Origin of the sequence: Psychrobacter sp. APC 3279, assembly GCF_030407795.1 — a bacterium.
Lineage (GTDB): Bacteria > Pseudomonadota > Gammaproteobacteria > Pseudomonadales > Moraxellaceae > Psychrobacter.
This window is the reverse complement of record NZ_JASDCR010000009.1, coordinates 122688-148578: the sequence shown is the minus strand read 5'-3', so window position 1 is coordinate 148578 and position 25891 is coordinate 122688. Positions and strand designations below refer to the sequence as shown.

Sequence of the window (25891 nt, the reverse complement as noted above, 5' to 3'; positions counted from 1 at the left end):
CAGTGTTCATCTTTGAGCATGGTGCGAGGCATAGCGAACGATATCTTTTTTGTGTGAGAGCTTAAAGATTAACCGTTCGCTATTTTTTTTGCCATTAATTTGTCGCCAATGTTCAACACGCCCTAGTCAGCTATTTGACGCCGTTTGGCAAGATTTAGCCATTTTTAACCCATTTAGATGACTATCAATTGAATTGAGGACACGCCCTAACTATTTTTTAACGCAATTGACTGTCTTTACTACCACGGCGATTAAACAGCTCAGCTGCTTTTGCTTCCTGCTCAAGCTCCGTCTGACAGCTAACGCAGTGCTGAATACCGGGCACTGCCAGTCGCCGTGCCTCTGGAATAGGCTTACCACATTCGTCACACAGCTCGGCACTCACACCTGTCGGTAACGAACGTCGCGCTCGCTCCAATGCATCATTTACAGTTGCATCCATTTGTTCGTGCTCAGCACCATCTCTTGACCAGCCACCTGCCATAATCTTATCCTATTTTTTATTCATTATAATTAGACAATACAAATGTCTTTAATAACAAATAGATGGGGCTAGCTATAGTTAATTGCAACCTGCAATAGTTTATAAAACCGTCAATAAAGAATGACGTAATCGATTTACAAACCTCGCTACTAGTCTTTAGGTTGTAGCTCAATGACTTGACCGCGTACGCCAATGCTCTCGTCACACATCAGACAGACATAGCCTGCCATGATATCTTCAGGTGTTTTTAAGCTCATAGGATTTTCACCTGGATACGCATGCGCACGCATATTGGTACGAGTACCACCTGGATTAACGCAGTTAAAACGCAAATTGGTAGTGTTCTGAGTCTCTTGAGTAAAGATATCACTCATACCTTCTACTGCTTGTTTTGAGAGTGCATAAGCACCCCAAAATGCGCGAGGATGTGTACCTACAGTGCTAGAGGTGAAAACAACAGAGCCATGATCTGCATCTTTTAGCAATGGCAATAGCGCTTGAGTCAGCATAAAAGTCGCTGTGAAATTAACTTTCATCACTTGGGCAAAAGTATCGACGTCATACATCTCAAGCGGCGTCAATTGTCCTAATACACCAGCATTATGCAATATGCCATCTAACTGGCCGACTTCTTTATTAATTAGTCCTTCAAGCTGCTGCATTTCAGCGTAAGTCGCCCCTTCTAGGTTCATAGGCAACATAGCAGGCTGCTTACCACCAAGACTTTCAATCTCATCGTAGACGTATTCAAGCTTGCTGCTAGTGCGTCCTAACAATAAGACAGTGGCGCCATAACGAGCATAGGTCAATGCCGCAACACGGCCAATACCATCCCCTGCTCCAGTCACTAAAATAGTCTTACCATCTAGGCAATTACTGGACGGTACAAAGCTACGAATGTCATCATGAGTCAAAGGCTGAATAGGACTTTGAACCGTTTTTTTATTGTCTTGTGGAACGACTGGTTGGTTATTATTGTTACTCATGGCATTGCTCACTACTTATCATTAAATCGTTGAGGATATGTACTTATGGTTGTAAAACTGGTGATATATAGCAGTCTACAAATACTCAAACTTACCAGACGATAGCAGCAATTTATTTAACTGCTCAGGCGTATCTGTAATATAGTCGGCGCCCCATTTTTTCAAAGACTTTTGATCTTCAGGTGGAATATATCCATAAGCGGCCAAAATCGTTGGCATGCCAGCGGCGTTGCCAGCTTCAATATCACGTACATGGTCACCGACATAGATTACGCAGCCCGCTGCCCCTCGCGGAATACCAAGTTTTTCTAGCGCCATATACATTGGCTCTGGATCTGGTTTCGTACGTGATACATCATCTGGACAGACCAAAACCGCACAGCGTTGATCCAGTTGCATCTCACTTAATAGCTTTTCGGCTAAATAACGTGGCTTGTTGGTAACGATACCCCAAGGCACACCTTTTGCTTCAAGCTCAGTCAGTACCGCTTCAAGCGCCTGAAACACGCAGCTATCGACACAGATATCTGCTTCATAATCATCTAAGAACTGATGACGAAACTCAAGCAACGCTTCTTCGCTGACTTCGAGTTGATTGTTATGTCTTAGCATCAATTGCACCATAGCTGAGGCGCCCGCAGAGACTTGCTCTCGGATTTCCGCTTCAGGCGGTGCCTGCCAATCATTTTCGAGACTCATTTTACCAATGATACGAACAAAATCAGCAGCAGTATCGATTAATGTCCCATCAAGGTCAAATAAAACAGCTTTTACAAATTGGGTCATAGTGAATGCTCTTGAAATTGATGACGTGTTTAGTGAAAGTATGGCAAATAAATGGACGTTTGCAGCATTAAACCAGTGGCTTTTGTACGGCTATCATATAATTAACATCGACGTTTTGGGCAAGCCAGTAGCGTTTGGTCAGCGGATTATAATGCAAACCGATAATATCCTGACGAACAAATCCAGTATTGAGTGCCATTTTGTCTAATTCTGCTGGCGTGATAAATTTGGCATAGTCATGGGTGCCGCGATCAAGCAACCGCAGTACATACTCTGCACCAACGATGGCAAACAGATAAGACTTAGGATTGCGATTAATCGTTGATAGTACACAGACACCGCCAGGAGCTAACAACTCATAACAAGCCTGCACGATCGAGCTAGGATCTGGCACGTGCTCTAGCATCTCCATACAAGTCACTACATCAAACTGACCAGCATGTGTTTTTGCTAACTCTTCAACAGGTATATGCTGATAGCGAAGCGTATTCTCTAACTGGCTTTGCTCTGCATGTAACGCAGCAGCTTTTAGGTTTTCTGTACCTAAATCAATTCCTGTCACATCAGCACCGCGGCGTGCCATAGATTCTGACAATATTCCGCCGCCGCACCCTACGTCGAGTACTTTTTTGCCAGCAAGTCCTTGCTCAGCGGTTTTATTAGCAGCACTTTTATTAGCAGCATTTTGATAGCCACGTTTGACGTTTTCTTCTATCCAGTTTAAACGTAATGGATTGATCTCGTGTAACGTTGCAAAAGCCCCTGTGTTGCTCCACCACTCACTCGCCAAGTTATTAAATTTTTCGACTTCGCTAGGATCCACGTTGATGGTGGTAGACTCTGTACTATTGAAAGCGCTATTGTTATTTTGATCACTCGAAGTTGATGAAGAATTTAAAGCAGAGCTCATGGTATGTTCCTTGATTGTCAATATCGTTATTATCGTTTACAGCGCACGATTATGTGCTTAATATTAGCATGAGAGTAGCAGTTTTGTCGTAAGCACATCGTCACCGATTGTGAATAGGCTTAAATTTTACCCTGTTTTTTGGGCAATATCTTGATATAGAAAAGATACGTATCCTTGTGACAATATCGCATTCTGATACTTTTGAATCTCTTAAGTTCCATATAGAAATAAAGCAGACACTTGAGAAACAGTAGATTCAAAAAGTAACAAGCAATATACCTTAAATAATAGCTAACAGCTTTACAACTATCGGTTAAGAATGCGATTCACAAGTACATACATTTTACGTTATCATAGTCGATACTTTGTTATTGTTCGATTATACTCGACACTGTCTGGTTTAGACGCTTTAAAAGCTATATATTTTAGAGTGTCACATGTTTAACAACCATATAGACACAAACCTCTTAACCCATTCTAAGTCTCCACACCTCAAGGATAAAGTATGAAACGTGTCATCACACTGACTGGTCTAGCCATGGCCATTGGACTTGCCTCTATGGGCGCACAAGCTGCAGACTATGTCGCTGGAAAAGATTACCGTGTGCTAGACAACCCAGAGAAAATCAGCGGTGATGCTATCATTGTTCGTGAATTCTTTTGGTATGGTTGCCCACATTGTAATGTGCTTGATCCGCATATGGAAAAATGGGCAAAGACTAAAGACAAAGATGTCGTATTCTTCAAAACACCAGCGGCACTTAACCCTGTTTGGGAAGCCAATGCACGCGGTTTTTATGCGGCTCAGCTTTTAGGGTTCGAAGACAAAACTCATTCTGCATTATTTGATGCTATCCACAAAGATGGTAAAAAACTGTTTGATCAATCATCATTGAGCAAATGGTATGCATCAAAAGGCGTGAATGAAAAGAAATTTAACAGCCTATATAACTCATTCGCTGTTGGTACAAAAATTGGTCGCTCACAAGAAGGCGCTAAACGTTATCAGCTTTCTGGCGTACCAGCTGTGGTGGTGCAAGGCAAATATGTAGTCACTGGTGAGAGTGCTAAAGTACCTAAAGTCGTCGACTACTTGGTCGACAAAGCCCGTGCTGAAAAGAAATAACTCAAGCAATAAATACTTGAATAATAGACATAACGCACAGTACATCCGTACGTCATGCACAAAAAAGCCAATCATAAATTGATTGGCTTTTTTGCATCTTAACATTTTAGCTATTCATTTTTTAACTACTAACCTGTCAACTAATAATCTTTCAATTAATAACCTTCTAGCTTGGTGTAGGTATTATTTTTTCAGCTGCGACAAAATAGCCACTTCACGAATATAACTCGCTAAATCTGCTTTAGATTCTGCCAGCAACTCATCGTCTTGCATATGTTTGGCATACTCTATCCACAACAGCAACTGATACATACTGTGGTGCTCAGAAGCTTTATATTGCTTCACAAACTGCTTGAGCGTACCTTCATCATTGATATTTAGACGCTCGTACCAGCTCTCTATTTTTGAGACTTGCTCTTTAGGAAAGAAGGCATCAAATAACGCCTTTATCAGCTCATGGCGATTCTCTTCAATCATCAGCTTGCCAACACGTTTGGTCTGACGATTGCGGGCATTGGCACTGGTAATATCAGCCAATGCCATTAGCTCCGCCATAAAATAATCACTGGCAGGTAAGGCTTTTAGCTGTTTTTTCGATAAGCTAGCAAGCGGTATAGATAACTGCTGTAAGCGCTCATGGGCTTTTTTGAGTTCTGTGCGCGAGACGCGCATATCCTGTTCTTTCCAGTCAATCATAAAAGCTTTCCAAAATAATAATTAATAAATTAAATAGTGTCTGATATCACTACCAGCGACTTTTTTCGCGGTGTTTTGCCAATACCTTCACGCCTTTAGGCATAGCGTCAGCAAGACGGCGTTGTAGATGATCAGTGATAAAAACAGAGCGATGTTTGCCGCCCGTACAGCCTATAGCAACCGTGACCGTATGACGATTATTGTGCAAAAACTCCGGTAGCCAACGGGTCAAAAACTTATCAATATCACCCATCATTTCTGCTACTTCTGGATAATCTAAGAAGAATGCCCCTACTTCAGTATCCAGACCTGTCGAGTCACGTAACTCAGGGTTCCAATGCGGATTCGGTAAAATTCTAACATCGAATACAAAGTCAGCATCAATAGGACTACCGTATTTAAAACCAAAAGACAGTAGATTGATGACAATCTGATTGTCCATGCCTATATGTTCACGCAAGCTGTCTTTTAATTGATGAATATTTAGGCTACTGGTATCAATCCTAATATCAGCATGACCAGCAATTGGCTCTAATAGCTCAACTTCTTTCTTGATAGCAGCCGGTAAATTAAAGGCAATATGCTTAGCATTGTCACTATCAATATCTTGAGACATCAGCGGATGTACACGGCGCGTCGCGTTAAAACGAGCTATCAGCGTACTCTCTTGTGCAGTCACATATAAAATCTGTACCGCATGCGACCCATAGGTTTCCTTAAGAGAAGCATATGTCACTGCAAAGTTAGATAAATCAGCACGTGGCGTTCGAATATCGACACCCAGCGCAATACGATGAATGCCGCTTTCATTGACCAGTTTATGAGCAGCATTAGGTAATAAAGACAGCGGCAGATTATCAATAGAGTAATAGCCTAGATCTTCTAAGATATTCAATACTGAGGTCTTACCAGATCCTGAACGCCCTGAGACCACCAATATACTGAGCTTATTCGTAGACGTCTGATCCGCTATCGTTGCTGCCGCATTACTATTTTGATCCTGACTTACACCCATGATCTACTCATCCAAGTCTATTGTAACTAGTCTACTGCTATGTCATAAAAGCTAATTTACCACTACCAACTGATTGTCCAACAAGCGCGCTTTTCCTAGCCATGCTGCGACTAAAATAACGATATTTTTGTTCTCTGTATTAAAGGTTTTAGAGTCACTTACGACAGAACCTAACTCCTCAGTCTTTATTTCCAGATAATCAATAATAAAACCTGCGTCACTAATACGTGTCCGCGTATCTACTAATAGCTTATCAAATGCTTGCTGACTAAGAGCCGTACTTTTCAAACTCTGCGCTAATTCTTGCAATGCTTGATGTAATACAGGGGCAACTTGACGCTCATTTGCACTTAAGTATTGATTACGCGATGATAGCGCTAAGCCATCATCAGCACGAACGATAGGCGCACCAATGATATTAATAGGATAACTCAAGTCACGTACCAACTGCTTAATGATAGCAAGCTGCTGATAGTCTTTTTGTCCAAATACTGCCACATCTGGTTGTACGATATTGAATAATTTAGCGACAACAATACCAACACCATCAAAGTGTCCAGGACGTGATTGACCACATAACTGATTGGCAACAACCCCTGCCAACACAGCAGTAGGTGGTGGTAATACTGGATACATTGCATCAATGCTAGGTGCAAACACATAATCTGCATTCACTGTCGCAAGCTTAGCCACATCTGCATCTAGCGTACGTGGATAGCTATCGAAATCTTCCCCAACGCCAAACTGAGTAGGGTTAACGAAGATACTGACCACCACTACATCTGCATGCTGTTTGGCAATTCTTACCAGCTCAAGATGACCGTCATGCAGATTACCCATCGTTGGTACTAACGCAATGCGCTGCTGACGGTCTTGTTTGTCACGTTGCTGACCACGATAAGGCTGCAGCGCTTCACGTAGTGACGAGATATCATGATAAATAATTGGAGACATGATTAGTTTTCTTCTATTCAAACGTTCTGTTGTTCAATAACTTCAAAATCAGCTAAATTGGTGCTGCTCAGTCGGGAAACTACCTTCGCGTACTGACTGCTGATAGAGCGCAAAAGCACCTTCGATACTGTGTGCGCTATTGCGTTCATCGGTTAAGAAGTCATAGACAAAACGTGGCACTCGACCATGCGCCATACCTAGCATGTCATGCATAACCAATACCTGACCATCAGTATCGGCTCCAGCACCAATACCAATAACTGGCACGGCAACAGCTTCAGTAACGGCTTTTGCAAGCGCGGCTGGAACACACTCTAGCACTAGTAATGCAGCACCAGCATCGACGACTGCTTTAGCATCAGCAAGCAGTTTATTAGCCGCCTCATCACCGCGGCCTTGAATTTTATAGCCACCAAACACGTTCACAGACTGCGGGGTCAAACCAAGATGTACACAAGTTGGTGTGCCTGCTTGTGCCAAGGTCGTTACCAATTCACACAGCTCTCTACCACCTTCGATTTTTATCACATGCGCCCCTGCTTGCATTAATGTGCGGCTATTAGCGACGGCTTCTGGCAGTGTCACATAACTCATAAACGGCAGGTCAGCCAATATCAATGCGTGTTTATTACTACGGGCAATATTGGCAGTATGATAAGCCATATCTTTAACTGTTACAGGTAATGTTGAGTCATGGCCTTGTACAACCATGCCCAAGCTATCCCCAATTAAAATCGTATCAATTTCGGCTTTTTCCATCATTCGTGCAAACATCGAGTCATAACAGGTCAAGCAAGTGAACTTGGTACCGTCTTTTTTAAACTTATTTAGAGTAGATAATGTCGTCATATGACCCTCAATTAATCTGCAATGCCTTTGATTATCAATATTGCTACTATTCTAGCTGTGATCGAGATGTCTTAGACCAATCTCCCAATCATCTATCACCTTAGTATCAGTTACTTATAATCAATCGCTTGATAGTAATGTTAAACCTGTCCAATCGCGACTTTGGGAATAGTCACTTATCAACTTACCTGCGATGGTTAAATTTGGCGCCAACTCTCGCAGTGGTATTAAGACAAAATTGCGCTCACTTAAGCCAGCGTGCGGTATCGTCAGTGTTGGATCAGTAATCTGTGTCTCGCCGTATAGCAAAATATCAACGTCCAGACTACGTTCACCCCAACGGCGTAAACGTGCCCGCTTGGCCATGCCCTCTAACTGCTGACAAAAAGTAAGAAGCTCATAAGGGGTAAGTGTCGTCTCAAAACCAGCTACTGCATTAACAAAATCCGGCTGATCTTGCGGACCCATCGGTGCTGAAGCGTAAAAAGAAGAGACACTTACCTCACGTACCTGCTCATGTGCTTGCATCATTGCAAGCGCCTGCTGCAAATGATCGGTAGGTGAACCCAGCTCATTAGCGAGGTTGCTACCCAAGCCCACATAACAGGTAACCCAGTTACTATTATCTGTACTGTTATCCATATTATGCGCTTTCAGTACTAGGCTGACGGCGGCGGCGCTTCGACGGTACAGGGCCTTTGTTATCAGTGACTTTCACAGCAGGCATCTGATCATTCGTATCTTGCTTCGCTTTAGCAGCCTTTGCAGTAGTTGCTTTCACCGATCTCTTGGCTCTCGCAGGCGCAGCAGTTTTTGTAGCGTCTTTGCTATCTACTGCCTTGCTACCTACTTCCTTTACACTTTTAGTATCGCTTTTATTAGTCGATTCAACTGCAGGTTTAGGCGCTTTTTTCACATACTTCGCTGCTGGCTGTGCTTTGCTATTACTACCCTTCACATCGCTATTGCCTTGTACTTCGATATTGCTCGCACTATCTACAGTAGGTTGACGACGGCGACGCTTATGCGGGATCGGCTCGTTATTCATACTGACTAACGCAGGTGATCTTGCGATCGAGCGAGTTGGTCTAGCTGATGCCTGAGCTTCTGGCTGGTCAGTATTAGACGGCTGAACATTATTTGAGCGTTCAGACTTAACCGCTTGCTTTGGTGCATCTTGATTGGTTGATGGTGGCTTTCTTACAGGTGCTTTGCTGTGCTTCAACGTATCATCAGCTGACAGTTGCTTCTGCAATGGCGGCACAACATTCTCGTGCTCTATAACAAATAATGGCTTAGGCTTTGCCTGTTGACTTGCCGATTGTTTGTTATTAGCAAGAGACAACTGCTGTAGCTGAGCAAGCTCATTATTGTCTTGCTCTACTTGCTGCACGTTGTGTCTGCTACTGTCATTGCGGCCAGCTTTAGACTGACTGGCAGCGCGGCGACGACGGGCTGGAATATTTGACGAATCATTTACCATTGTTTGATCATTTCTACCTTTTTCAGCACGGTCATCGGCTTTATTTTGCTTTGTACTGTTCTGATTAGGTGCTGCGTTATCAGTAGTCTGTGTTTTTGATTCTTGACGATTACGTCCGCGACCACGTTGCCCTTTTTTATAAGCACCTCGGCGAATATTTTCGTCAAATTCATCAATTGCTTGCTGCTGCTCTTGTTCAGATAAGGTTTGATACGTCTGCCACCAGTCACCCATATCGTTGGTTGACTCTGATAGCGGATGCTCAGCATCGCCACATTGCTCACGCAATAACAAAAAGTCAAAGCCCGCACGGAAACGCGGATGCTCTGATAGCTGAAAGATCTGTTTGCTACGTGGGGCTGCAAGTTTTGGCTGCAATATCCAGATATCTCGAATGAATTGCTCAGCAAATTTCGGAATAGCGGTTTTGATACGCTGACGGTCGATGACTTTGCCAGCCGCATGCATTTGCGCTTCGGCAAACGGCATATTACGTTTCTTAGCTTTTGCTAATTGATGTAGGTAATTTTCCCACAGTAAGGCAGCATAGAAGAACGCAGGGTTGATACTCTTGCCCGCTGCAATACGCTTATCGGTATTGATAGCTACCTGATTGACTAAAGCACTTGGCTCAGACGGTGGATAGATAATGAGACTATCAATCGCACCTGATTCAAACAATAATGGCAACAGGGGTACTAGATAGCCACCAGTAAACATCTTTTGCGTTTCATCATAGAGACGATGCGGTGATATTTGCTCAAGCAGCGCCCAGTTCCCGTCATTGAACTGCTCGGACAACGCTTCATCAAATTCAAAACCTAACTTGGCTTTGAAACGTAAGGCACGGAGCAAGCGCACAGGATCTTCTTCGATACGTACTGGCGCATTGCCCAATAGACGAATGATTCTGTTGTCAATATCATCAAGCGCGCCGCAGAAATCATGAACGATGCCTTTGAGCGGTTGATAATAAAGCGCATTAATAGAGAAATCGCGACGGGAGAAATCTTGTTGGATATCGCCCCAAACATTGTCGCGCAAAATCATACCATCTTGATTGGTATTGGCATCACTGGTTGGTGGCCCACGGAAAGTAGCAACTTCGATCAGCTCACGACCTGAATATACATGCGCTAACTGGAAGCGGCGACCGATAATGCGGCAGCGCTTACCAAAGACATCTTTAATCTCATGTGGCTTGGCATCGGTGACAGCGTCAAAGTCTTTCGGGCGCAGACCTAATAAAGTATCGCGCACCCCACCACCGACGATATACGCATCAAACCCAGCACGGGTCAATGTGGCAATCACTTCAGTAATGGAATTGGGTAATTCAGATTTGTTCAGTTCTAACTGCTTGGCGGCACGCTCGGCCATGCATCTACTCCTCGCCGGTATTCTTTAACTACCCCTGAATAACACAGCGTTTATCAGGCGGATGTACCCGCTAGTTTAACAAATTTTGGACCTACTGGGGGTGTTATGACATTTACTTACATGCTATTTTGTCAATATTAGGGTTAATTAATGCAAAACACCATCATTAATCGCGCACGCTTAAACGTCTTTGGTTTTTCTCGACTGTTTTTGCACCGATACCTTTCACTTTGGCTAACTCATCCACTGTCTTAAAACCGCCAAACATGTCACGATATAAAATTATCGCCTGCGCTTTACTGCTGCCGATACCATCTAACGAAACTAGCTCGCCTTCATTGGCTCGATTGATATTAATGACTTTCTGTTCACGCGCTTGTGTAATAGCTTTTTCTTTTGCGATTAAATACTCATAGGCACGTTTAGGGTCGTCAAAACAAGGATCTGCATTGGCGTTATTGAGTGCGACCACAGACAATAGGAGACTAAAAACTGTGGTCGTCAGTAAGCTGACAAGTGAAAATTTACGATGAGCGTTCATGCTGTTTCGCCGCTTCCCACAGTGCATCCATTTCTGTTATATCGCTGTCCTCTAACTGCTTGCCAGCAGCAGCCAATTGCGTTTCAATGTAACCAAAGCGAGATTTAAACTTGTGCACGCAGGTTAAGGTAGCCGCCTCTGCATCCAAATTTAATTTGCGTGCGACATTGACCAGTGCAAACATACAGTCGCCTAATTCTTTTTCGACCTCGCTGATATTGGCTTTAACCTCGGCTGTAGACTTATCTGTTAGCTCATGTTTTAGCTCAGCAATCTCTTCGTCTAACTTATCTACGGCACCTGCAATACCTTCCCAATCAAAACCCAACTTTGACGCTTGCTTTTGTACATCCTGCGCCTGCATCAATGCGCTACCTGCTTTAACTTGATCTAAGCGACGTTTTGATTTACCACGTGCTTCGCGTGCCTGCTGCTCCTCGAGCTTAATCTCATCCCAGCGTACTTTTACTGCCGCATCGTCTTTGAGCGTTTCGGCTTCAAACACATGTGGATGACGACGAACCAGCTTCTCTTGCAAAGTGCTGATAACATCACTCATATCGAAGCGCCCTTGCTCCGCATACATCTGACAATGAAACACCACTTGCAGCAGCACATCACCAAGCTCACCTTTGATGTCTTCATCATCTTCGCTTTGTACCGCTTCACCTAGCTCGTAAGCCTCTTCGATGGCATACGGAATAAGGCTATGGTTGGTTTGCTTTTTGTCCCACGGACAGTCTGTCCTTAGTCGTGCCATCAACGCTAACAAATCATCAAGCTGGCCAGTGGCTTCTGGTGTTCCTTGTACTGGTACAGGCACGGTAACTTTATTGTCTGAAATATTCATAAGGGCGGCTCTTATCCTTTTATGTGTTGTTTGCTGATACGTCTAATAGTTAGTGTATCATTGAACACAGCTTGGCTTATAATTGTGCTACTGACGACTTCATTTTACCACTGCTCATGCGCGAGGAACTTTATCATTATGTCCACTTCTGCGACCACCAACTATCAACCAGCCGCGAAATTCGACCCTATTACTATCAGTTCATTTAAAGCCTATGACATTCGCGGTGAGCTTGGGGTCAATCTCGATGAAAATATTGCCTACCGTATCGGGCGCGCGTTCGCACAGATTTTATATCAGCGTTATCAGGCAGCAGCTCAAACCCAAGCCGATGATGTAGCAACTTTAAAACCTGCTATCGTTATTGGTAGTGATATTCGCCACTCTAGTGAGCAGTTAAAGCAAGCAGCTATCACAGGTATGATGGATGCAGGCGTTGATGTGATTGACTTGGGTATGAGTGGTACTGAAGAAGTATATTTTGCCACCAGTCACTATCAGGCGTTAGGTGGTATTGAGGTAACTGCTAGTCACAACCCTATCAATTATAATGGCCTAAAACTGGTTAAAGAACATTCAAAACCAATCAGCGCTGATGATGGTTTGGCAGAGATTCAAGCACTGGCAGAATCTGGGCAGTTCACTACGGATAATCAATCAGGCAAATTGCAGTTATTGACGGATAAAAGCGCGTATATCGATCATGTCATGACTTTTATCGATACTGATAAACTAAAACCACTCAAACTGGTCGTTAACTCAGGCAATGGTAGCGCAGGTCCTGTGGTCGATTTATTAATCGATAAATTAGCACAAGCAGATGCACCGATTGAAGTGATTAAATTGCATCATACACCAGATGGTAGCTTCCCTAATGGCATCCCCAATCCAATGATTGAAGCCAATAGAGTGGCTACCCAGCAAGCCGTTTTGGAAAATAACGCGGATCTTGGCATTGCCTTTGATGGTGACTTTGATCGCTGCTTCTTATTTGATGAACGTGGTGAGTTTATCGATGGTAGCTACATCGTCGGTATGCTCGCTCAAGCATTTTTAAATAAATACCCAAGCGAGTCAATCGTCTATGATCCACGAGTAATTTATAACACCGAAGCAGTGATAGAGGAACATAACGGTAAGGCTGTCATTAGTAAATCTGGACACTCATTTATCAAGCAAGTCATGCGGGACTCAGGTGCTGTGTACGGTGGTGAAATGTCTGCCCATCACTATTTCCGCGACTTCTTCTATTGCGATAGTGGTATGGTTCCATGGTTATTGACCATTGAACTGTTGTCTATCACTGGTAAAACACTATCCGAATTGGTCACAGGCTATATTGCTGCCTATCCTAGCTCAGGCGAATTAAACTTTCGTCTCACAACTCATGATGCACCAACAATTATTAGCGCGATTGAAGCCAAATTCAGCAACGAGCAACCAATTAAATCAACACTCGATGGTTTAAGTCTGAATTTCGGTGACTGGCGCTTCAATCTACGTGCCTCGAATACCGAGCCACTTATCAGATTGAATATCGAAAGTCGCGGCGACCAACCGTTACTGGCTGCTAAAATTCAAGAGATAGAGCAGTGGCTAGCAACGCAAGGTGCCGTACCAGCATAAAGTTATTAATCCAGTAGAAACAATTCTGATTGTCAGTCTAAAAAGGCTCGCTAATGAGTGTTAGCGAGCCTTTTTTCTATACACAGAAAACCTTAAACCAAACTATTTAGTTCGACCAATACCCATATAGTCACCTACTAAGCTATTAATTTGTGAGCGTGTCAGGGCATTTTGCGCATCAAATACTGGCATGGCTTGCTGATTGATTTTGGCGATATCTAATTGATCTCGTGGTGACCAACTAATGATGAAAATAGCATTGGTATCGCAAAGCTGATGATAAGGACTAGCAATCAGCTCAAGCAATGACTGTTGTTGATAAAGCTCAGCAAGCTCGTGCTGTGCCTTATCACTATAAACCAGTGTGCGAATATTATAAGACCACAGTAATGCTAATAACGGATGGATAGCTGAGCTAGCAGTACGTCCTGAACCTGATTTATAACTACCGCCCCAAATCATGACTGTTTTATTATCAATAAAACCATCAAAATATTGCCAAAATTTACGGAATATCAGCTCTTTTTGGTCTTCATTGATATGTACAATAGATTGTAATAAAGGCATATCCAAACTGTGTGTGCGGCTTGATTGTTGCAATTTAGCCAGCTCGGTAGGCAAAGTATTACCACCGAATCCCCACCCTGCTTTTAGATAACTGCTGCCTACCCGCTCATCCAATCCCATGATACGACTGACTTGACTGATATCTACATTTTGACTATCAGCCAAACGTGACATCTCATTCATAAAGCTCACTCTAGTCGCTAGCATCGCCATGATGCTACTACGGGCAAACTCTATCGTTGCGATATCAGCATGATGAGTAGCGCGTGCGTGCTGCATTAAAGGCTTCAACACATTCAAGTGCTGGCTGCTACTCACTGTCTTTTCACCCAGTAGCCATAATGAAGGGTTCAACATCGAGCTATACGCATCGCCGTCCTGTAAGAATACAAATGGCACGTAATACACCCAAGCACGCTGTAAACGCTGAGCCAAACCGGCTACATGGCCTAATTGCTCAATGCCGCTCATAATCACAGGTAGCGCCTGCTGATGACTTTGATTAAATGCGGTAATCCAACTGTCTTCTGTCCATGCTAGCTTGACACTGTCTAAAAACAACCAATAAAGCGTCACCGTACTTTGAACATCAGTTTTGTCATGGCCTACTGCTTCATAACCTTTTATTAGCATATCGGCACTAGCTGGTAGGGCTTTACTAATAATAACCTGCTGCTGCTCATACATTTGCCATAGCGCTTGCAGATGATGCTCAAAACTATACTGTTGTATCTGCTGCGTCAGTAGCGCCTTGTCTGCATAAAGATGCACACACTGACCAAGACTTGCCAGCACCACTGCACTGGTAATCGCCTCTATACTGTGACCAATAAGCACACAAACTGTAGAGTCAGTTAATTGGTTTGGTTCAGATTCATTATTGTATTTATTCATATGGCTACCATCTAAAGCCGTCTCCATGAGCGTGCTTTCCTATATTATTGACGTATCAATACTACTAAGACAGCTGCTTAATACGCTGTAATAATTGGTCAGTAGACGTATCGAATAGACCTTGAGCATCTTTTTGCATGTGCTGCATAGCATGGTGTACGGAGTCTGCCATTTGCTTGCCCATCTCGACGCCCCATTGATCAAACGGATTGATATCCCAAATGCTGGCCATGACATAGACCTTATGCTCGTAAAGCGCTATCAATGCGCCTAAGCTATGCGGCGTCAGCTCATCAATCAGTAATGTGGTTGACGGTTGATTCCCATGGTAGTACTTATATTTATCCGCATAAGATACTGTCTTTGGATCGGCCAGATCTGTTACAGCCGCATTGCCAAATGCCAATACTCGACTTTGCGCCAGACAATTCGCTAAAGACAATTCGTGCTGTTGTTGCAATGATGAGTTTCGCGCCTCATCACCGTAGCGACGTACGCAAGCGATAAAGTCACAGGAGACCTGCTGCGTGCCTTGATGCAGCAGCTGATAGAATGCATGCTGTGCATTTGAGCCAATTTCACCCCATAGAATTGGACACGTATCATAGTCAATATGATCCCCGTTCCGAGTAACAGACTTACCATTACTCTCCATCTCTAGCTGGGTAAGATAGCTGGGTAGATAGCCTAGCCTACCATCATAAGGCAATACGGTATGCGCATTTACTTGTAAAAAAGTACTGTTCCAAACAGCTAGCAAGCCTAACAGTACGGGTAAATTGTCGGCAAAGTCAGCTTGTGCAAAATGCTCATCCATACTATGAGCGCCACTTAATAATGCCTTAAAGCCATTCATACCGATACGAATAGCAATGGCAAGGCCAATCGCCGACCATAAAGAAAAGCGACCGCCAACCCACTCCCAAAGTTGCAACTGATGCTCAGGATGAATTCCCCAAGCCCTCATTTTTTCACTATTGGCTGAGATGCCGATAAAGTGTCGACGCAATACACTATCTTCTGTGCCTGCACGGAGTTTTGCCGTCGCAAGTAGCCAAGATAATGCTGTCTTAGCATTCGATAAAGTGTCAACCGTACCAAAGGATTTGGAAGAAATAATAAATAGTGTGGTCTCAGGGTTTAAATGCTTGAGTAGATTGTCAAGCTGCGTACCGTCCATATTGGAGACAAAATGCACCTCAATACTGGTATCTGCCCATTCATCAAGCGCTGTAGTCGCCATGAGTGGGCCAAGATCAGAACCACCAACCCCGATATTGACAACATCTGTAATTGCCTTGCCCGAAAACCCGCGCCATGTACCATTGCGCACGCGCTCAGATAGGCGCGCTACTTGTGCCAAACTATGATGTACATCAGCGACAATATTTTGTCCATCGACTTGTAATGTCGCTGTCGCTGGCAAACGTAGCGCTGTATGCAACGCAGCACGCTGCTCGCTGGTATTTACCATCGCCCCTTGCAGTAATGAATCAATACGAGTATCCAGCTCACAACTATCGGCCAAACTTAGCAAGTTAGACAATACTGTCTGATCAATACGCTGCTTACTAAAATCCATATACAGCGCACCAGCCTGCGCGCTAAAATGCTTGGCACGCTTATCATCTTGCGAGAATAGCTGTGCAAGCGACCATGGATGCTTTGCAAGCGTCTGTAGTTGCTGCCAGTATTTAGAATGTCGAGCACTGCTATATGCCTTATCGCCCTTTATCTCTTCCATCAGCTATTCATCATCTGCTAATTGCTGCTCGGCAAAGTAGATGAACGCCTGCATATACGAGCGCATATCGCCTGCATCGTAGCTATCACCACGCATGGTCGTGACATGGACACCATATTCACTAATGAGCGCATCAATCGCATCTGTCAGCTGAATCTCACCACCGACAGATGCTTTAGTATTGGCTAAGTAATCAAAGATATGGTTGCTAAATACATAGCGCCCTACGACGGCCAGATTTGAGGGGGCATCATCTAGATTAGGTTTTTCTACAAAACCAGCCACTTTAAAGCTAGCATTAGTATTTACTTCTTCATCAATGTCATTAGTATTGCTGAGCTTTTCATCTAGTTGAGCGATACCATACTTATGTACGTCTTCATCCGCTACTTGATCGACCAATATCTGTGAGTGACCATCTGTAGCAAAGGCATCTAACATAAAGGCCAAATTATCAGCTGACATATCAGTGGTAAATGGATCAAGCACGACATCAGGTAACAATACGGCAAAGTCATGCTCACCGATGATTGGTCGCGCTGCCAGTACCGCATGTCCCAAACCTAACGCTTTACCTTGACGTATCATCGATACCGTCACATCTTCTGGCAACCAATTTAAGCTATCAGCCAGCTCGTCTTTACCTTTATGACGTAATTGATTATCCAATTCCGCATTGATATCAAAGTAGTTTTCTATCGCGCTCTTTTGCGCATGACCGACTAAGACAATATGCTTAATACCCGCAGCGATAGCCTCTTCAACCACGTAGTGAATAGCAGGACGATTGCCAAGCGGTAACAACTCTTTTGGTACAGACTTCGACAATGGCAACATACGAGTACCAAAGCCTGCGACAGGAATAACAGCGTGAGTAATTTTTTTCATATAAATAAGACTGTTTCAAAAGTTAAGTGAAAATGAGGCAGTAGATAAATAAAGATAGTTTAACAAGTATCAAGACAAATTGTATCCATTCGGGTTCATGCTCTGCCAATGCCATGTATCTCGACACATATCAGCAATCGATAATTCAGCTTGCCACTCCAACAGGTTTTTTGCTTTATCGGCACTGGCGTAGCAACTCGCAATATCACCCACACGGCGATCTGTAAACTGATAAGGAATAGTCTGTCCAGATACCTCAGAAAATACAGATACTAATTCTAATACAGACGTACCTTTGCCAGTTCCTAAATTAATAGGTAAAAAGCCTACTGAGTTTTGCGCCGTACCATCTTCACTTGGTCTGGTTTGTTTATCTAGATAATTTAGTGCAGCCACATGACCTTGCGCCAAATCAGTAACATGAATAAAGTCACGGACACCTGTTCCATCGATAGTAGGATAGTCATTACCAAAGATGCTGAGCTTATTGAGTTTACCGATAGCCACTTGAGAAATATAAGGCATCAAGTTATTAGGAATATCATTGGGGTCTTCTCCAATTTGTCCTGATGGATGCGCGCCTACTGGATTAAAATATCTGAGAGCAATCAGGCTCCAACTGTCATCGGATACAGTTAAATCTTCCAAGATATGTTCAACTGTCAGCTTGCTCTGACCATAAGGGTTGGTACAAGCGCGCTTTGATTTCTCATCGATAGGCAGAATTTCAGGGTCACCATAGACAGTGGCAGATGATGAAAAAACTAAATTCTTAACGCTATATTCTGCCATAACTTCTAATAAGGTTATGGTGCCGCCAGCATTGTTATTATAATACAGCAATGGCTTTGCTACTGACTCTCCAACTGCTTTTAACCCAGCAAAGTGAATCACGCCAAAAAATTCATGCGAAGCAAAAACTTTTCTGAGTAACTCAGCATCTCGAACATCCCCTTCGATAAACTCAATTGTCTGTCCAATGAGAGTAGAGACACGGTTAATCGCCTCACGGCTACTATTAGATAAGTTATCGTATACCACAACTTCATAACCTGCTTCATGCAATGCTATACAAGTATGCGAACCGATATATCCAGCACCGCCAGTAACTAATATTTTATTTTTCATAACATCGATCCATTACTTTATGAATTAGTTATTCGTCTTTGCTCATAAATGCAACTATACTGGGAACTATAATACATTGCCAACGTAAATATATTAATAATATATATCCAATCTTCCGCTACCAACCCAAGCCATCGACCACGTCATGAAATTCAATAACTACTTCAAGCCACTATTGTCAGGTTACTATAAACACTATCGCTACCCTAACCAGCGTTTGGCGCTAGTGGTTGGTATGCTGCCATGGAAAAATATCGTCAACGAATGGGTGTTTGAGTCGGCACATGTACAAATACAACGACACTTTGATAAGCAATATTTTGATCTTTGGCTCAAACCTTTTATCCAAAAGGTAAATCCTGTCATCTATATTTGGGGCTATAAAGCGCCTCAATACTTTATTGAGTATGTCCGCGAGCAAGGTGTAGACGTTTTTTTCCTAGAAGATGGTTTTATCCGTTCAGGTCCTGATGATGATAGTAGCGCGCCACCATTATCTATTGTAATGGATAGCCAAGCGCCATACTTTGACACAACGCGACCAAACGATCTGACAGACCTCATTGCAAATTTTGACTTTGAGCAGGATAACTATGATGAGGTGCTAGCACAAGAGATGCTTGATTATTATGTATCTCATAGAGTGAGCAAATATAATCATCAACCTTATGTCGATGTCGCACCAATATATGGTACTAAGAATAAAGAACGTATTCTGGTATTAGGTCAAGTACCACATGATGACTCACTGAAATACGGTAGCGGTGAGGGTATTACTTTACTTGATGTAGTGAAGAAAGCGATTAAAGAGAATCCTAACGCTCAAATAATCGTTAAACCACATCCGATGACGTTAGATAACCCTAACATCGTTAGTACACTCATCGAGCTAGATTGCCTTGTCCTCACTCAATCTATTCATTTGGTTGATGCATTGGAAACCATCGATCATGTTTATACAATCACATCGTTAGGTGGATTTGAGGCATTACTTAGAGACAAAAAGGTCACCGTATTAGGGCGACCTTTTTATGAAAACCTTTGTAAAACAGAAGCTACTAGACATCAGTACTTTCTATTATGCTACCTATATAGCAAACAAAATCATTGTGTTACATTGGCATGAATTTTCAAGAATGTAGTAGAATCTTCTATCAACTTAGAGTAACCCTGCTCAATCAAGATTTTATCAGCTATTTCACGTAAAGCGCCAAAACCACCCTTGGTCTCCAGCACTAAATCACATTTAGCTTTGACGTATTCAGGAGCATCAGCGACAGCCACTGCAACACCACAACTAATAAAAGCTGGTAAATCAATGGTGTCATCTCCGATATACACAGTATTCACTTTGGTAGTGCCTGCCTGCTTAATAATTTCCTTACAGGCTACTTCTTTATTTTTGATACCTAGCATAAAAATATCAATGCCCAAATCAGAAATTCTTTTGCGCAAGGGTTTAGAGTCTTTACCTGATAGTACAGCTACTTGAATACCTGCCTGTTGTAACAGCTTGATACCTAAACCATCACGTACATGAAAGCGCTTCATACATTCACCATGTTCGTCATAGTAGATTCCACCATCTGTTAATACGCCATCAATATCAGTAATAACAAGATCGATATTGGAGAGTAAAGACTTTTCACTCTCGGACTGTTTACCTTGAAGAATAGCGATTACTTTTTGAAGGTCTTCAGGAGTATCTACACCAGGCCCTGTCTTCATTACTTCAAACGCATAAATATCTATATCGCTATCTAATAATCTTAATTGTTCTAATTGCTCTGCTGACTCGACATTAGATTCAGGTAATTGCGCATATCGTTCTAAGACAGACTTGCGATAGGCATATACACCAACGTGCTGCTTATAGTTAGTTTGTACATCGTTGTTTCGAATAAAAGGTATTGGAGAGCGACTAAAGTAGCACGCACGGCCGCTATGTGATGTAACCACTTTAACGGTATTGGGATCTTGAGCTTGGCGTTCATGGATAGAGTGATAAAGTGTTCCAACTTCAATGGACTCATCGCTACGCATGGCGTTAATCAACATTTCAATATCATCAGAACGTACTAAGGGTTCATCACCTTGTAAATTGATATATAAATCAGCATCCACCTTACTCATCACTTCCACGAGTCTATCGGTACCTGAAATATGAGTTGAACCAGTCAACACCCCTTTACCGCCAAAATTTGCAACTGTCTCGAATATCCTCTCGTCATCTGTTGCTACTATCACTTCAACATTTTTGACTGATTGAGCTTTCTCATATACATGCTGAATCATCGGTTTACCCAAAATATCAGCAAGTGGCTTACCGGGAAATCGCGAAGACGCATAGCGTGCAGGGATAATAATTGCAACAGAGTCCATCTAATACACCTTTAAATATGTTTTACTGAATATCAATGCTTGGTAATGACTTGATTAAATCATCGACCTGCTTCATCTGTTGTAAGAACGGCTCTAGCTTATCTAGCGGCAACGCACTTGGTCCGTCACATTTAGCTTCATTAGGATTTGGGTGCGCCTCTAAGAACAGTCCTGCAAGTCCAGCAGCCATACCGGAACGAGCCAATTCTATAATTTGGTCTCTACGGCCTCCTGACGCATCACTGCCTGAGCTTCTGGTTTGTAATGCATGCGTCACGTCAAAGATAATAGGGGCATTATTACTAATGCGCTTCATTACGCCTAATCCCAGCATATCAACGACTAGGTTATCATAACCAAAACAGCTACCACGTTCACAAAGCATGAGTTTATCACTGCCCATTTCATGAAATTTATTAATAATATTTTTCATCTGCTCTGGGCTAAGAAACTGTGGTTTCTTAATATTAATTGGACGACCAGTCTCTGCTAATGCCTTAACCAAATCAGTTTGACGCGCTAAAAATGCAGGCAGTTGTAAAATATCAATGACTTCAGCAGCTGGCTGACACTGATCTATTTCATGTACGTCTGAGATGATGGGTACACCAAAAGTTTCTTTCACTTCTTGTAAAATCTTTAAACCCTCATCTAATCCCGGCCCACGGAAAGAATGGATTGAAGATCTATTGGCTTTATCGAAGCTGGCTTTAAATACATAGGGTATACCAAGCTTTTGCGTGATTTCTACGTATGCCTCGCATGCCTTTAAAGCAAGATCTCGAGACTCTATGACGTTAATGCCGCCAAACAGTACAAAAGGTTGATCATTGCCAACCGTTATATTTTCCGTAATTTTCATCAATTTTCCTTATGAATTAAAATCAATATATTATATTTAGTTGATACCAGCTTGTACCAGATCACGCAAGGCAAGAACCCCAACTAGCTTTCGGTTTTCTAAAACTATAAGCTGGTTCACTTTCTTTTGGCGCATAATATTTAATGCTTCTGCGGCTAGTGTATCCCTTGACGTGGTTATAGGCGCGGTTTTCATAACGCTAGCGATAGGCTGATTCATATCTTGGTTTATTGTGAGCAATCGACGTATATCGCCATCTGTCAATAAACCATAATCCCCCTCTTCACTGACTACAACTGTCATACCCAGTCTTTTTTCTGTAATTTCAAATAACGCGTCTAAAATACTGGTGTTTCCTGATACTAACGGTATTTCATCACCAGACTTCATTAGATCACCAACATGCGTCAATAGATTTTTGCCAAGGGAACCAGCAGGATGAGATAAAGCAAAGTCTTCGGACTTAAAGCCGCGTGCCTTTAATAAAGCGATAGCGAGGGCATCGCCCAATACCATCGTCGCTGTGGTGCTAGAGGTAGGCGCTAATCCCATCGGACAAGCTTCTTCAAAGTCACCAAGCGTCAAAGCAATATCTGCTTCTTGTGCTAATCTACCAGATAAATTCTTAGTAATACTTATCAAAGGTAAGTTTAATCTTTTAATCACAGGTAATAAAATATTGATTTCATCGCTGTTACCTGAATTAGAAATAGCCAAGACAACATCACCCTTTACGATCATTCCGAGGTCGCCATGGCCTGCTTCGCCAGGATGCACAAAAAATGCCGGGGTACCAGTCGAGGCCATCGTTGCTGCTATCTTACGACCTACTAAACCTGACTTTCCCATACCGGTTATAATTAAGCGTCCTTGACAGTTAAGAATCACTTCACAAGCTTTGGTAAAACTATCTCCCACAGACTTTTTGAGTTCAACCAAAGACTCTATCTCTATATCGACGACATTTTCTAAAACTACAAAATACTTATCATTCATATTCTTTACTCAAATTACAAAGATTATTACTAACGACTAACTTAGCTTCTTTTCTACTTAAAAAAATATTATTACTTATTTTTTGAAGCTTATGTTTTTTTAGACTTATAGTTTCAATAGATTCCACTATATTTCCATAATTAATACTTTCCAAGATATTACTGTCTAGAACATAATCAAACCAATCACTTCGAGATAGTAGATGTATCAGATCAGGAGTAAATCTCATTTTTATTAAATTTGCAGGTACGCCACCATATATACTGTAAGGAGGTATATCTTTAGTAACAACTGAATTGGCGGCTATTATTACTCCATTGCCAATGGAAACACCTGACATGATAATCACTCGTCTACCAATCCAAACGTCACTACCAATTTTGACATGGCCTTGCTTATTATGTCTTGTTTTCGACTTTATTTTTTTAAACTCATCGAATCCTCCCAGTCCTCCATTATCACCAAAAGCAAAACCAGATGTGCTTAGCAAATTAATAGGATGCTGAAAAGGATTAATAATAACTTCTGCAGAAATGGAGCAATAATTACCAATTTTTACACTCCTTATTTCTCAATCTTTACCAAAGTGTGTAAATGCACCGACTGTGCAGCTCCCAGAAATTGTACAATCTTGAAAAGATATGGAAGAAGAACATGTTAGTTCGCCTCTTAATTTTAACAAATCTATATTTAAGCTAATAGATTTTGCTGATTTTTGAGTAAAACTATACAACATATTATATCCTTATCTATTCAAAACCATTCGATTTTAGTAAAATACTAGTGCGATATAAGACTTAGCAAACAATAAATTAAACTATAGAACGTATTCTTTATATAATCGCACACTATTTATCACCATTGCTCTTTGGCGTTCTGGTTTATCTGAATGAAGAGGAACCATAGATATGAATAATAAAATAGTTAAAGGAATAATTTCAGCTGTTGCATATCCTGGCAAAAATTCTTTTTCTAGAAAAGCTTTCTGAAGGTTCTGAATACGCTGATCGTTATTGAAAGCTATTTGATAACCTAATTCTGCCGAAAAATAAACAGAGAACTGATCAGAAATAATAAAATCGTATAACCCTACAAAAGAATGACATAGTTTTGCCAAATCATACTTTTGGTCTCCATATATAGTTAGTTCTTCTAAAAAGTTTATTCCTCTTGGATCAATAACTTTGATAGTATCAGAACGCGAATCAAAAAGAATATTACTAAGACATAGATCACCATGTAGAACTGCGGGAAAAACTTTTTGCTTAATAGATTTTTCAATACAATCAGTAACGATATTATTAATACTAGGGGTTTCTATCCCGTCGTATTTCATGGGAGCATCTAATTTTAATTTTAAAGTTTTATTATAGTCATTTAGACGAGCATTGGTCTTTTTCTCATATAAATTTACAGCATCGGTATTAACTTTTCTCAGCAACTCTTTATCATTTTCAGGATAAAACCCTCTTGCTTCAGACATAAAATTAGAAATTTCTTTCAAAACCTTATTCCAAAAACCAATTGGATTCCTTCCATTTACAAAAAGCTCATTTAAAGGCAAACAAGGCAAATACTCTAACTCATAGTAAGGTATGTTTTGTTTAGTTAATCCTGTATCCAATAGATGTGGAGTATATCTTTTCATTTTAGAAGGGATTTTTTTAAACCACTCAATTTCTGCTTGAATTTTAACAATTGGTAGCCCCGATTTCCAGACAATTCCATTTTCAATTTTTAATGAGTTAAAGACTCGTTGAGTTGTAATCATAGCTCTGGATTTAAAATAAGTATTGATATGTCCAAAATCCAACCATATATCAACTTTAGAAAAGGCTAGTTTACAGTTTTCATCATACAGTCTTACAGCTTTGACAAAGTCGCCTTCCGTTAAGGCAAGCGATTGAATAAAATAATGAACTGAAGAAAAAGAAAAATACCCACACCATATATTTCGTACTCCAGAAATACTATCTTGCCTCTCCCATTTGTAGTTCTCATCTGATGTAGAAAGAGCAACAACATTATTTTCACTTGGGAAATCTAATAATAAGGTATCGCCATGTAATAAACGCACTGTTTCATCATCGAAAATAATAGTATTTAATAGGTAAAGTAGCGCCATACCTAGAGATAAAGTCTCAGGAATAAAAATTATCTGAATATTTAAACTCTCAATAAGTTTATTTTCATCGACAGATGTTACATAGCTTCGTGGTAACGAAACATAAATAGATTCACCCTTGAAAAAACTACGCAAAGCTTTAACTTGTTGATAGAGCAGTTTCTTATTTCCTAGTGGTAGGAAGCAAGGAGGAATTAAACCTATTTCATTAACAAATTCAGAGTTTACATACGCTGCCGAGTTAATAATAATCATTTTTCAATACCTAATAGAACCTCTATCTCTTCATAGGACATATTTTTGAACTCATGAGGTCGAATAGCTTTATCGTCCACATAAAACCCTTCTGTTCCGCACCAAGGTTTACCTACATAGATTTCATCATAGGGCACGTCATATTTTTCCAACCATTCCAGTATTATAGGAAGTGTAATTGCATTTATTTTACCAACGTTACCTTTATAAGTTCTCATATTTCGGCTAGTGCTAATGATAATTTCAAACCCATGCTCTTTGTAGTCACGTAGTTTCTCAATAATTCCTGGTATAGGTTGAGAGTTACGATAATCTCCATTATCAGTATCTGAAATAGTATTATCCAAATCCATAATTAATCTTT

At 41.6% G+C, this 25891-nt stretch carries 25 protein-coding genes; 3 read left to right on the top strand and 22 right to left on the bottom strand.

What is annotated here, in order from left to right; genetic code table 11:
* Positions 1-217 precede the first annotated feature (217 nt).
* The 4 genes from QL898_RS06685 to ubiG form a co-directional block, all read right to left on the bottom strand.
* Positions 218-484: a DksA/TraR family C4-type zinc finger protein gene (locus QL898_RS06685; protein WP_101204603.1), complete on the bottom strand. Its 267-nt coding sequence runs from the start codon at positions 482-484 to the stop codon at positions 218-220.
* A gap of 149 nt (positions 485-633) precedes the next feature.
* Positions 634-1470 carry a YciK family oxidoreductase gene (locus tag QL898_RS06680; RefSeq protein WP_290176247.1) on the bottom strand — a complete coding sequence of 279 codons (837 nt, stop codon included), beginning with the start codon at positions 1468-1470 and terminating at the stop codon, positions 634-636.
* A 75-nt stretch (positions 1471-1545) separates the two neighbouring features.
* Entirely contained in the window at positions 1546-2256 is a 711-nt protein-coding gene (locus QL898_RS06675) for an HAD-IA family hydrolase (RefSeq protein WP_290176246.1), read from the bottom strand.
* A 67-nt stretch (positions 2257-2323) separates the two neighbouring features.
* Positions 2324-3166: a bifunctional 2-polyprenyl-6-hydroxyphenol methylase/3-demethylubiquinol 3-O-methyltransferase UbiG gene (gene ubiG, locus QL898_RS06670; RefSeq protein WP_290176245.1), complete on the bottom strand. Its 843-nt coding sequence runs from the start codon at positions 3164-3166 to the stop codon at positions 2324-2326.
* A gap of 505 nt (positions 3167-3671) precedes the next feature.
* Here ubiG and QL898_RS06665 point away from each other — a divergent pair.
* Positions 3672-4292 carry a thiol:disulfide interchange protein DsbA/DsbL gene (locus QL898_RS06665; RefSeq protein WP_102091399.1) on the top strand — a complete coding sequence of 207 codons (621 nt, stop codon included), beginning with the start codon at positions 3672-3674 and terminating at the stop codon, positions 4290-4292.
* A gap of 183 nt (positions 4293-4475) precedes the next feature.
* On the opposite strand, the gene yjgA is transcribed toward QL898_RS06665, so the two are convergent.
* From yjgA to mazG, 8 genes are all read right to left on the bottom strand, one after another.
* A complete protein-coding gene (yjgA, locus tag QL898_RS06660; protein WP_057757930.1) occupies positions 4476-4988 on the bottom strand; it encodes a ribosome biogenesis factor YjgA in 513 nt (170 codons plus the stop codon).
* A gap of 49 nt (positions 4989-5037) precedes the next feature.
* Positions 5038-6003 carry an RNase adapter RapZ gene (gene rapZ / locus QL898_RS06655; RefSeq protein ID WP_201579301.1) on the bottom strand — a complete coding sequence of 322 codons (966 nt, stop codon included), beginning with the start codon at positions 6001-6003 and terminating at the stop codon, positions 5038-5040.
* Between the two features lie 51 nt (positions 6004-6054).
* A complete protein-coding gene (panC, locus tag QL898_RS06650; protein WP_290176244.1) occupies positions 6055-6957 on the bottom strand; it encodes a pantoate--beta-alanine ligase in 903 nt (300 codons plus the stop codon).
* Between the two features lie 48 nt (positions 6958-7005).
* The gene (gene panB, locus QL898_RS06645) at positions 7006-7806 is read right to left on the bottom strand and encodes a 3-methyl-2-oxobutanoate hydroxymethyltransferase (RefSeq protein ID WP_290176243.1); all 801 of its coding nucleotides are present in this window, start codon (positions 7804-7806) and stop codon (positions 7006-7008) included.
* A 120-nt stretch (positions 7807-7926) separates the two neighbouring features.
* Positions 7927-8448: a 2-amino-4-hydroxy-6-hydroxymethyldihydropteridine diphosphokinase gene (gene folK, locus QL898_RS06640; RefSeq protein ID WP_290176241.1), complete on the bottom strand. Its 522-nt coding sequence runs from the start codon at positions 8446-8448 to the stop codon at positions 7927-7929.
* 1 nt (position 8449) lies between these two features.
* Positions 8450-10669: a polynucleotide adenylyltransferase PcnB gene (gene pcnB, locus QL898_RS06635; protein WP_290176240.1), complete on the bottom strand. Its 2220-nt coding sequence runs from the start codon at positions 10667-10669 to the stop codon at positions 8450-8452.
* A 166-nt stretch (positions 10670-10835) separates the two neighbouring features.
* Positions 10836-11210, bottom strand: a complete 375-nt coding sequence (locus QL898_RS06630) for a ComEA family DNA-binding protein (protein WP_201548722.1) — start codon at positions 11208-11210, stop codon at positions 10836-10838.
* Positions 11194-12060 carry a nucleoside triphosphate pyrophosphohydrolase gene (gene mazG, locus QL898_RS06625; RefSeq protein WP_290176239.1) on the bottom strand — a complete coding sequence of 289 codons (867 nt, stop codon included), beginning with the start codon at positions 12058-12060 and terminating at the stop codon, positions 11194-11196. The genes QL898_RS06630 and mazG overlap by 17 nt, the downstream gene beginning before the upstream one ends.
* A gap of 138 nt (positions 12061-12198) precedes the next feature.
* On the opposite strand from mazG, the gene QL898_RS06620 reads away from it, so the two are divergent.
* The gene (locus tag QL898_RS06620) at positions 12199-13686 is read left to right on the top strand and encodes a phosphomannomutase CpsG (RefSeq protein WP_290176238.1); all 1488 of its coding nucleotides are present in this window, start codon (positions 12199-12201) and stop codon (positions 13684-13686) included.
* Positions 13687-13788: 102 nt separating this feature from the next.
* Here QL898_RS06620 and QL898_RS06615 read toward each other — a convergent pair whose 3' ends face one another.
* From QL898_RS06615 to galE, 4 genes are all read right to left on the bottom strand, one after another.
* Complete coding sequence (locus QL898_RS06615; RefSeq protein ID WP_227679351.1) at positions 13789-15174, bottom strand: UDP-glucose/GDP-mannose dehydrogenase family protein; 1386 nt, start codon at positions 15172-15174, stop codon at positions 13789-13791.
* A 37-nt stretch (positions 15175-15211) separates the two neighbouring features.
* Positions 15212-16891, bottom strand: coding sequence for a glucose-6-phosphate isomerase (gene pgi / locus QL898_RS06610; protein WP_290176236.1), 1680 nt, complete (start codon positions 16889-16891; stop codon positions 15212-15214).
* 3 nt (positions 16892-16894) lie between these two features.
* The gene (locus QL898_RS06605) at positions 16895-17779 is read right to left on the bottom strand and encodes a UTP--glucose-1-phosphate uridylyltransferase (protein ID WP_290176235.1); all 885 of its coding nucleotides are present in this window, start codon (positions 17777-17779) and stop codon (positions 16895-16897) included.
* 69 nt (positions 17780-17848) lie between these two features.
* Positions 17849-18907: a UDP-glucose 4-epimerase GalE gene (gene galE / locus QL898_RS06600; RefSeq protein WP_290176234.1), complete on the bottom strand. Its 1059-nt coding sequence runs from the start codon at positions 18905-18907 to the stop codon at positions 17849-17851.
* A 145-nt stretch (positions 18908-19052) separates the two neighbouring features.
* Between galE and QL898_RS06595 the strand changes: the two genes are divergently transcribed.
* The gene (locus QL898_RS06595; RefSeq protein ID WP_290176233.1) at positions 19053-20033 is read left to right on the top strand and encodes a hypothetical protein; all 981 of its coding nucleotides are present in this window, start codon (positions 19053-19055) and stop codon (positions 20031-20033) included.
* On the opposite strand, the gene kdsB is transcribed toward QL898_RS06595, so the two are convergent.
* The 6 genes from kdsB to QL898_RS06565 form a co-directional block, all read right to left on the bottom strand.
* Positions 20012-21289: a 3-deoxy-manno-octulosonate cytidylyltransferase gene (kdsB, locus tag QL898_RS06590; RefSeq protein WP_290176232.1), complete on the bottom strand. Its 1278-nt coding sequence runs from the start codon at positions 21287-21289 to the stop codon at positions 20012-20014. The two genes, QL898_RS06595 and kdsB, sit on opposite strands and share 22 nt — an antisense overlap.
* Before the next feature lie 22 nt (positions 21290-21311).
* Positions 21312-22151 carry a 3-deoxy-8-phosphooctulonate synthase gene (gene kdsA, locus QL898_RS06585; protein WP_290176231.1) on the bottom strand — a complete coding sequence of 280 codons (840 nt, stop codon included), beginning with the start codon at positions 22149-22151 and terminating at the stop codon, positions 21312-21314.
* A 36-nt stretch (positions 22152-22187) separates the two neighbouring features.
* Positions 22188-23147: a KpsF/GutQ family sugar-phosphate isomerase gene (locus tag QL898_RS06580; RefSeq protein WP_290176230.1), complete on the bottom strand. Its 960-nt coding sequence runs from the start codon at positions 23145-23147 to the stop codon at positions 22188-22190.
* Positions 23140-23637, bottom strand: a complete 498-nt coding sequence (locus tag QL898_RS06575) for a CatB-related O-acetyltransferase (RefSeq protein WP_290176229.1) — start codon at positions 23635-23637, stop codon at positions 23140-23142. Before QL898_RS06575 ends, QL898_RS06580 begins: the two co-directional genes overlap by 8 nt.
* A gap of 327 nt (positions 23638-23964) precedes the next feature.
* Positions 23965-25527, bottom strand: a complete 1563-nt coding sequence (locus tag QL898_RS06570; RefSeq protein WP_290176228.1) for a hypothetical protein — start codon at positions 25525-25527, stop codon at positions 23965-23967.
* Complete coding sequence (locus QL898_RS06565) at positions 25524-25880, bottom strand: capsular biosynthesis protein (protein WP_356638652.1); 357 nt, start codon at positions 25878-25880, stop codon at positions 25524-25526. The genes QL898_RS06570 and QL898_RS06565 overlap by 4 nt, the downstream gene beginning before the upstream one ends.
* Positions 25881-25891: the final 11 nt, after the last annotated feature.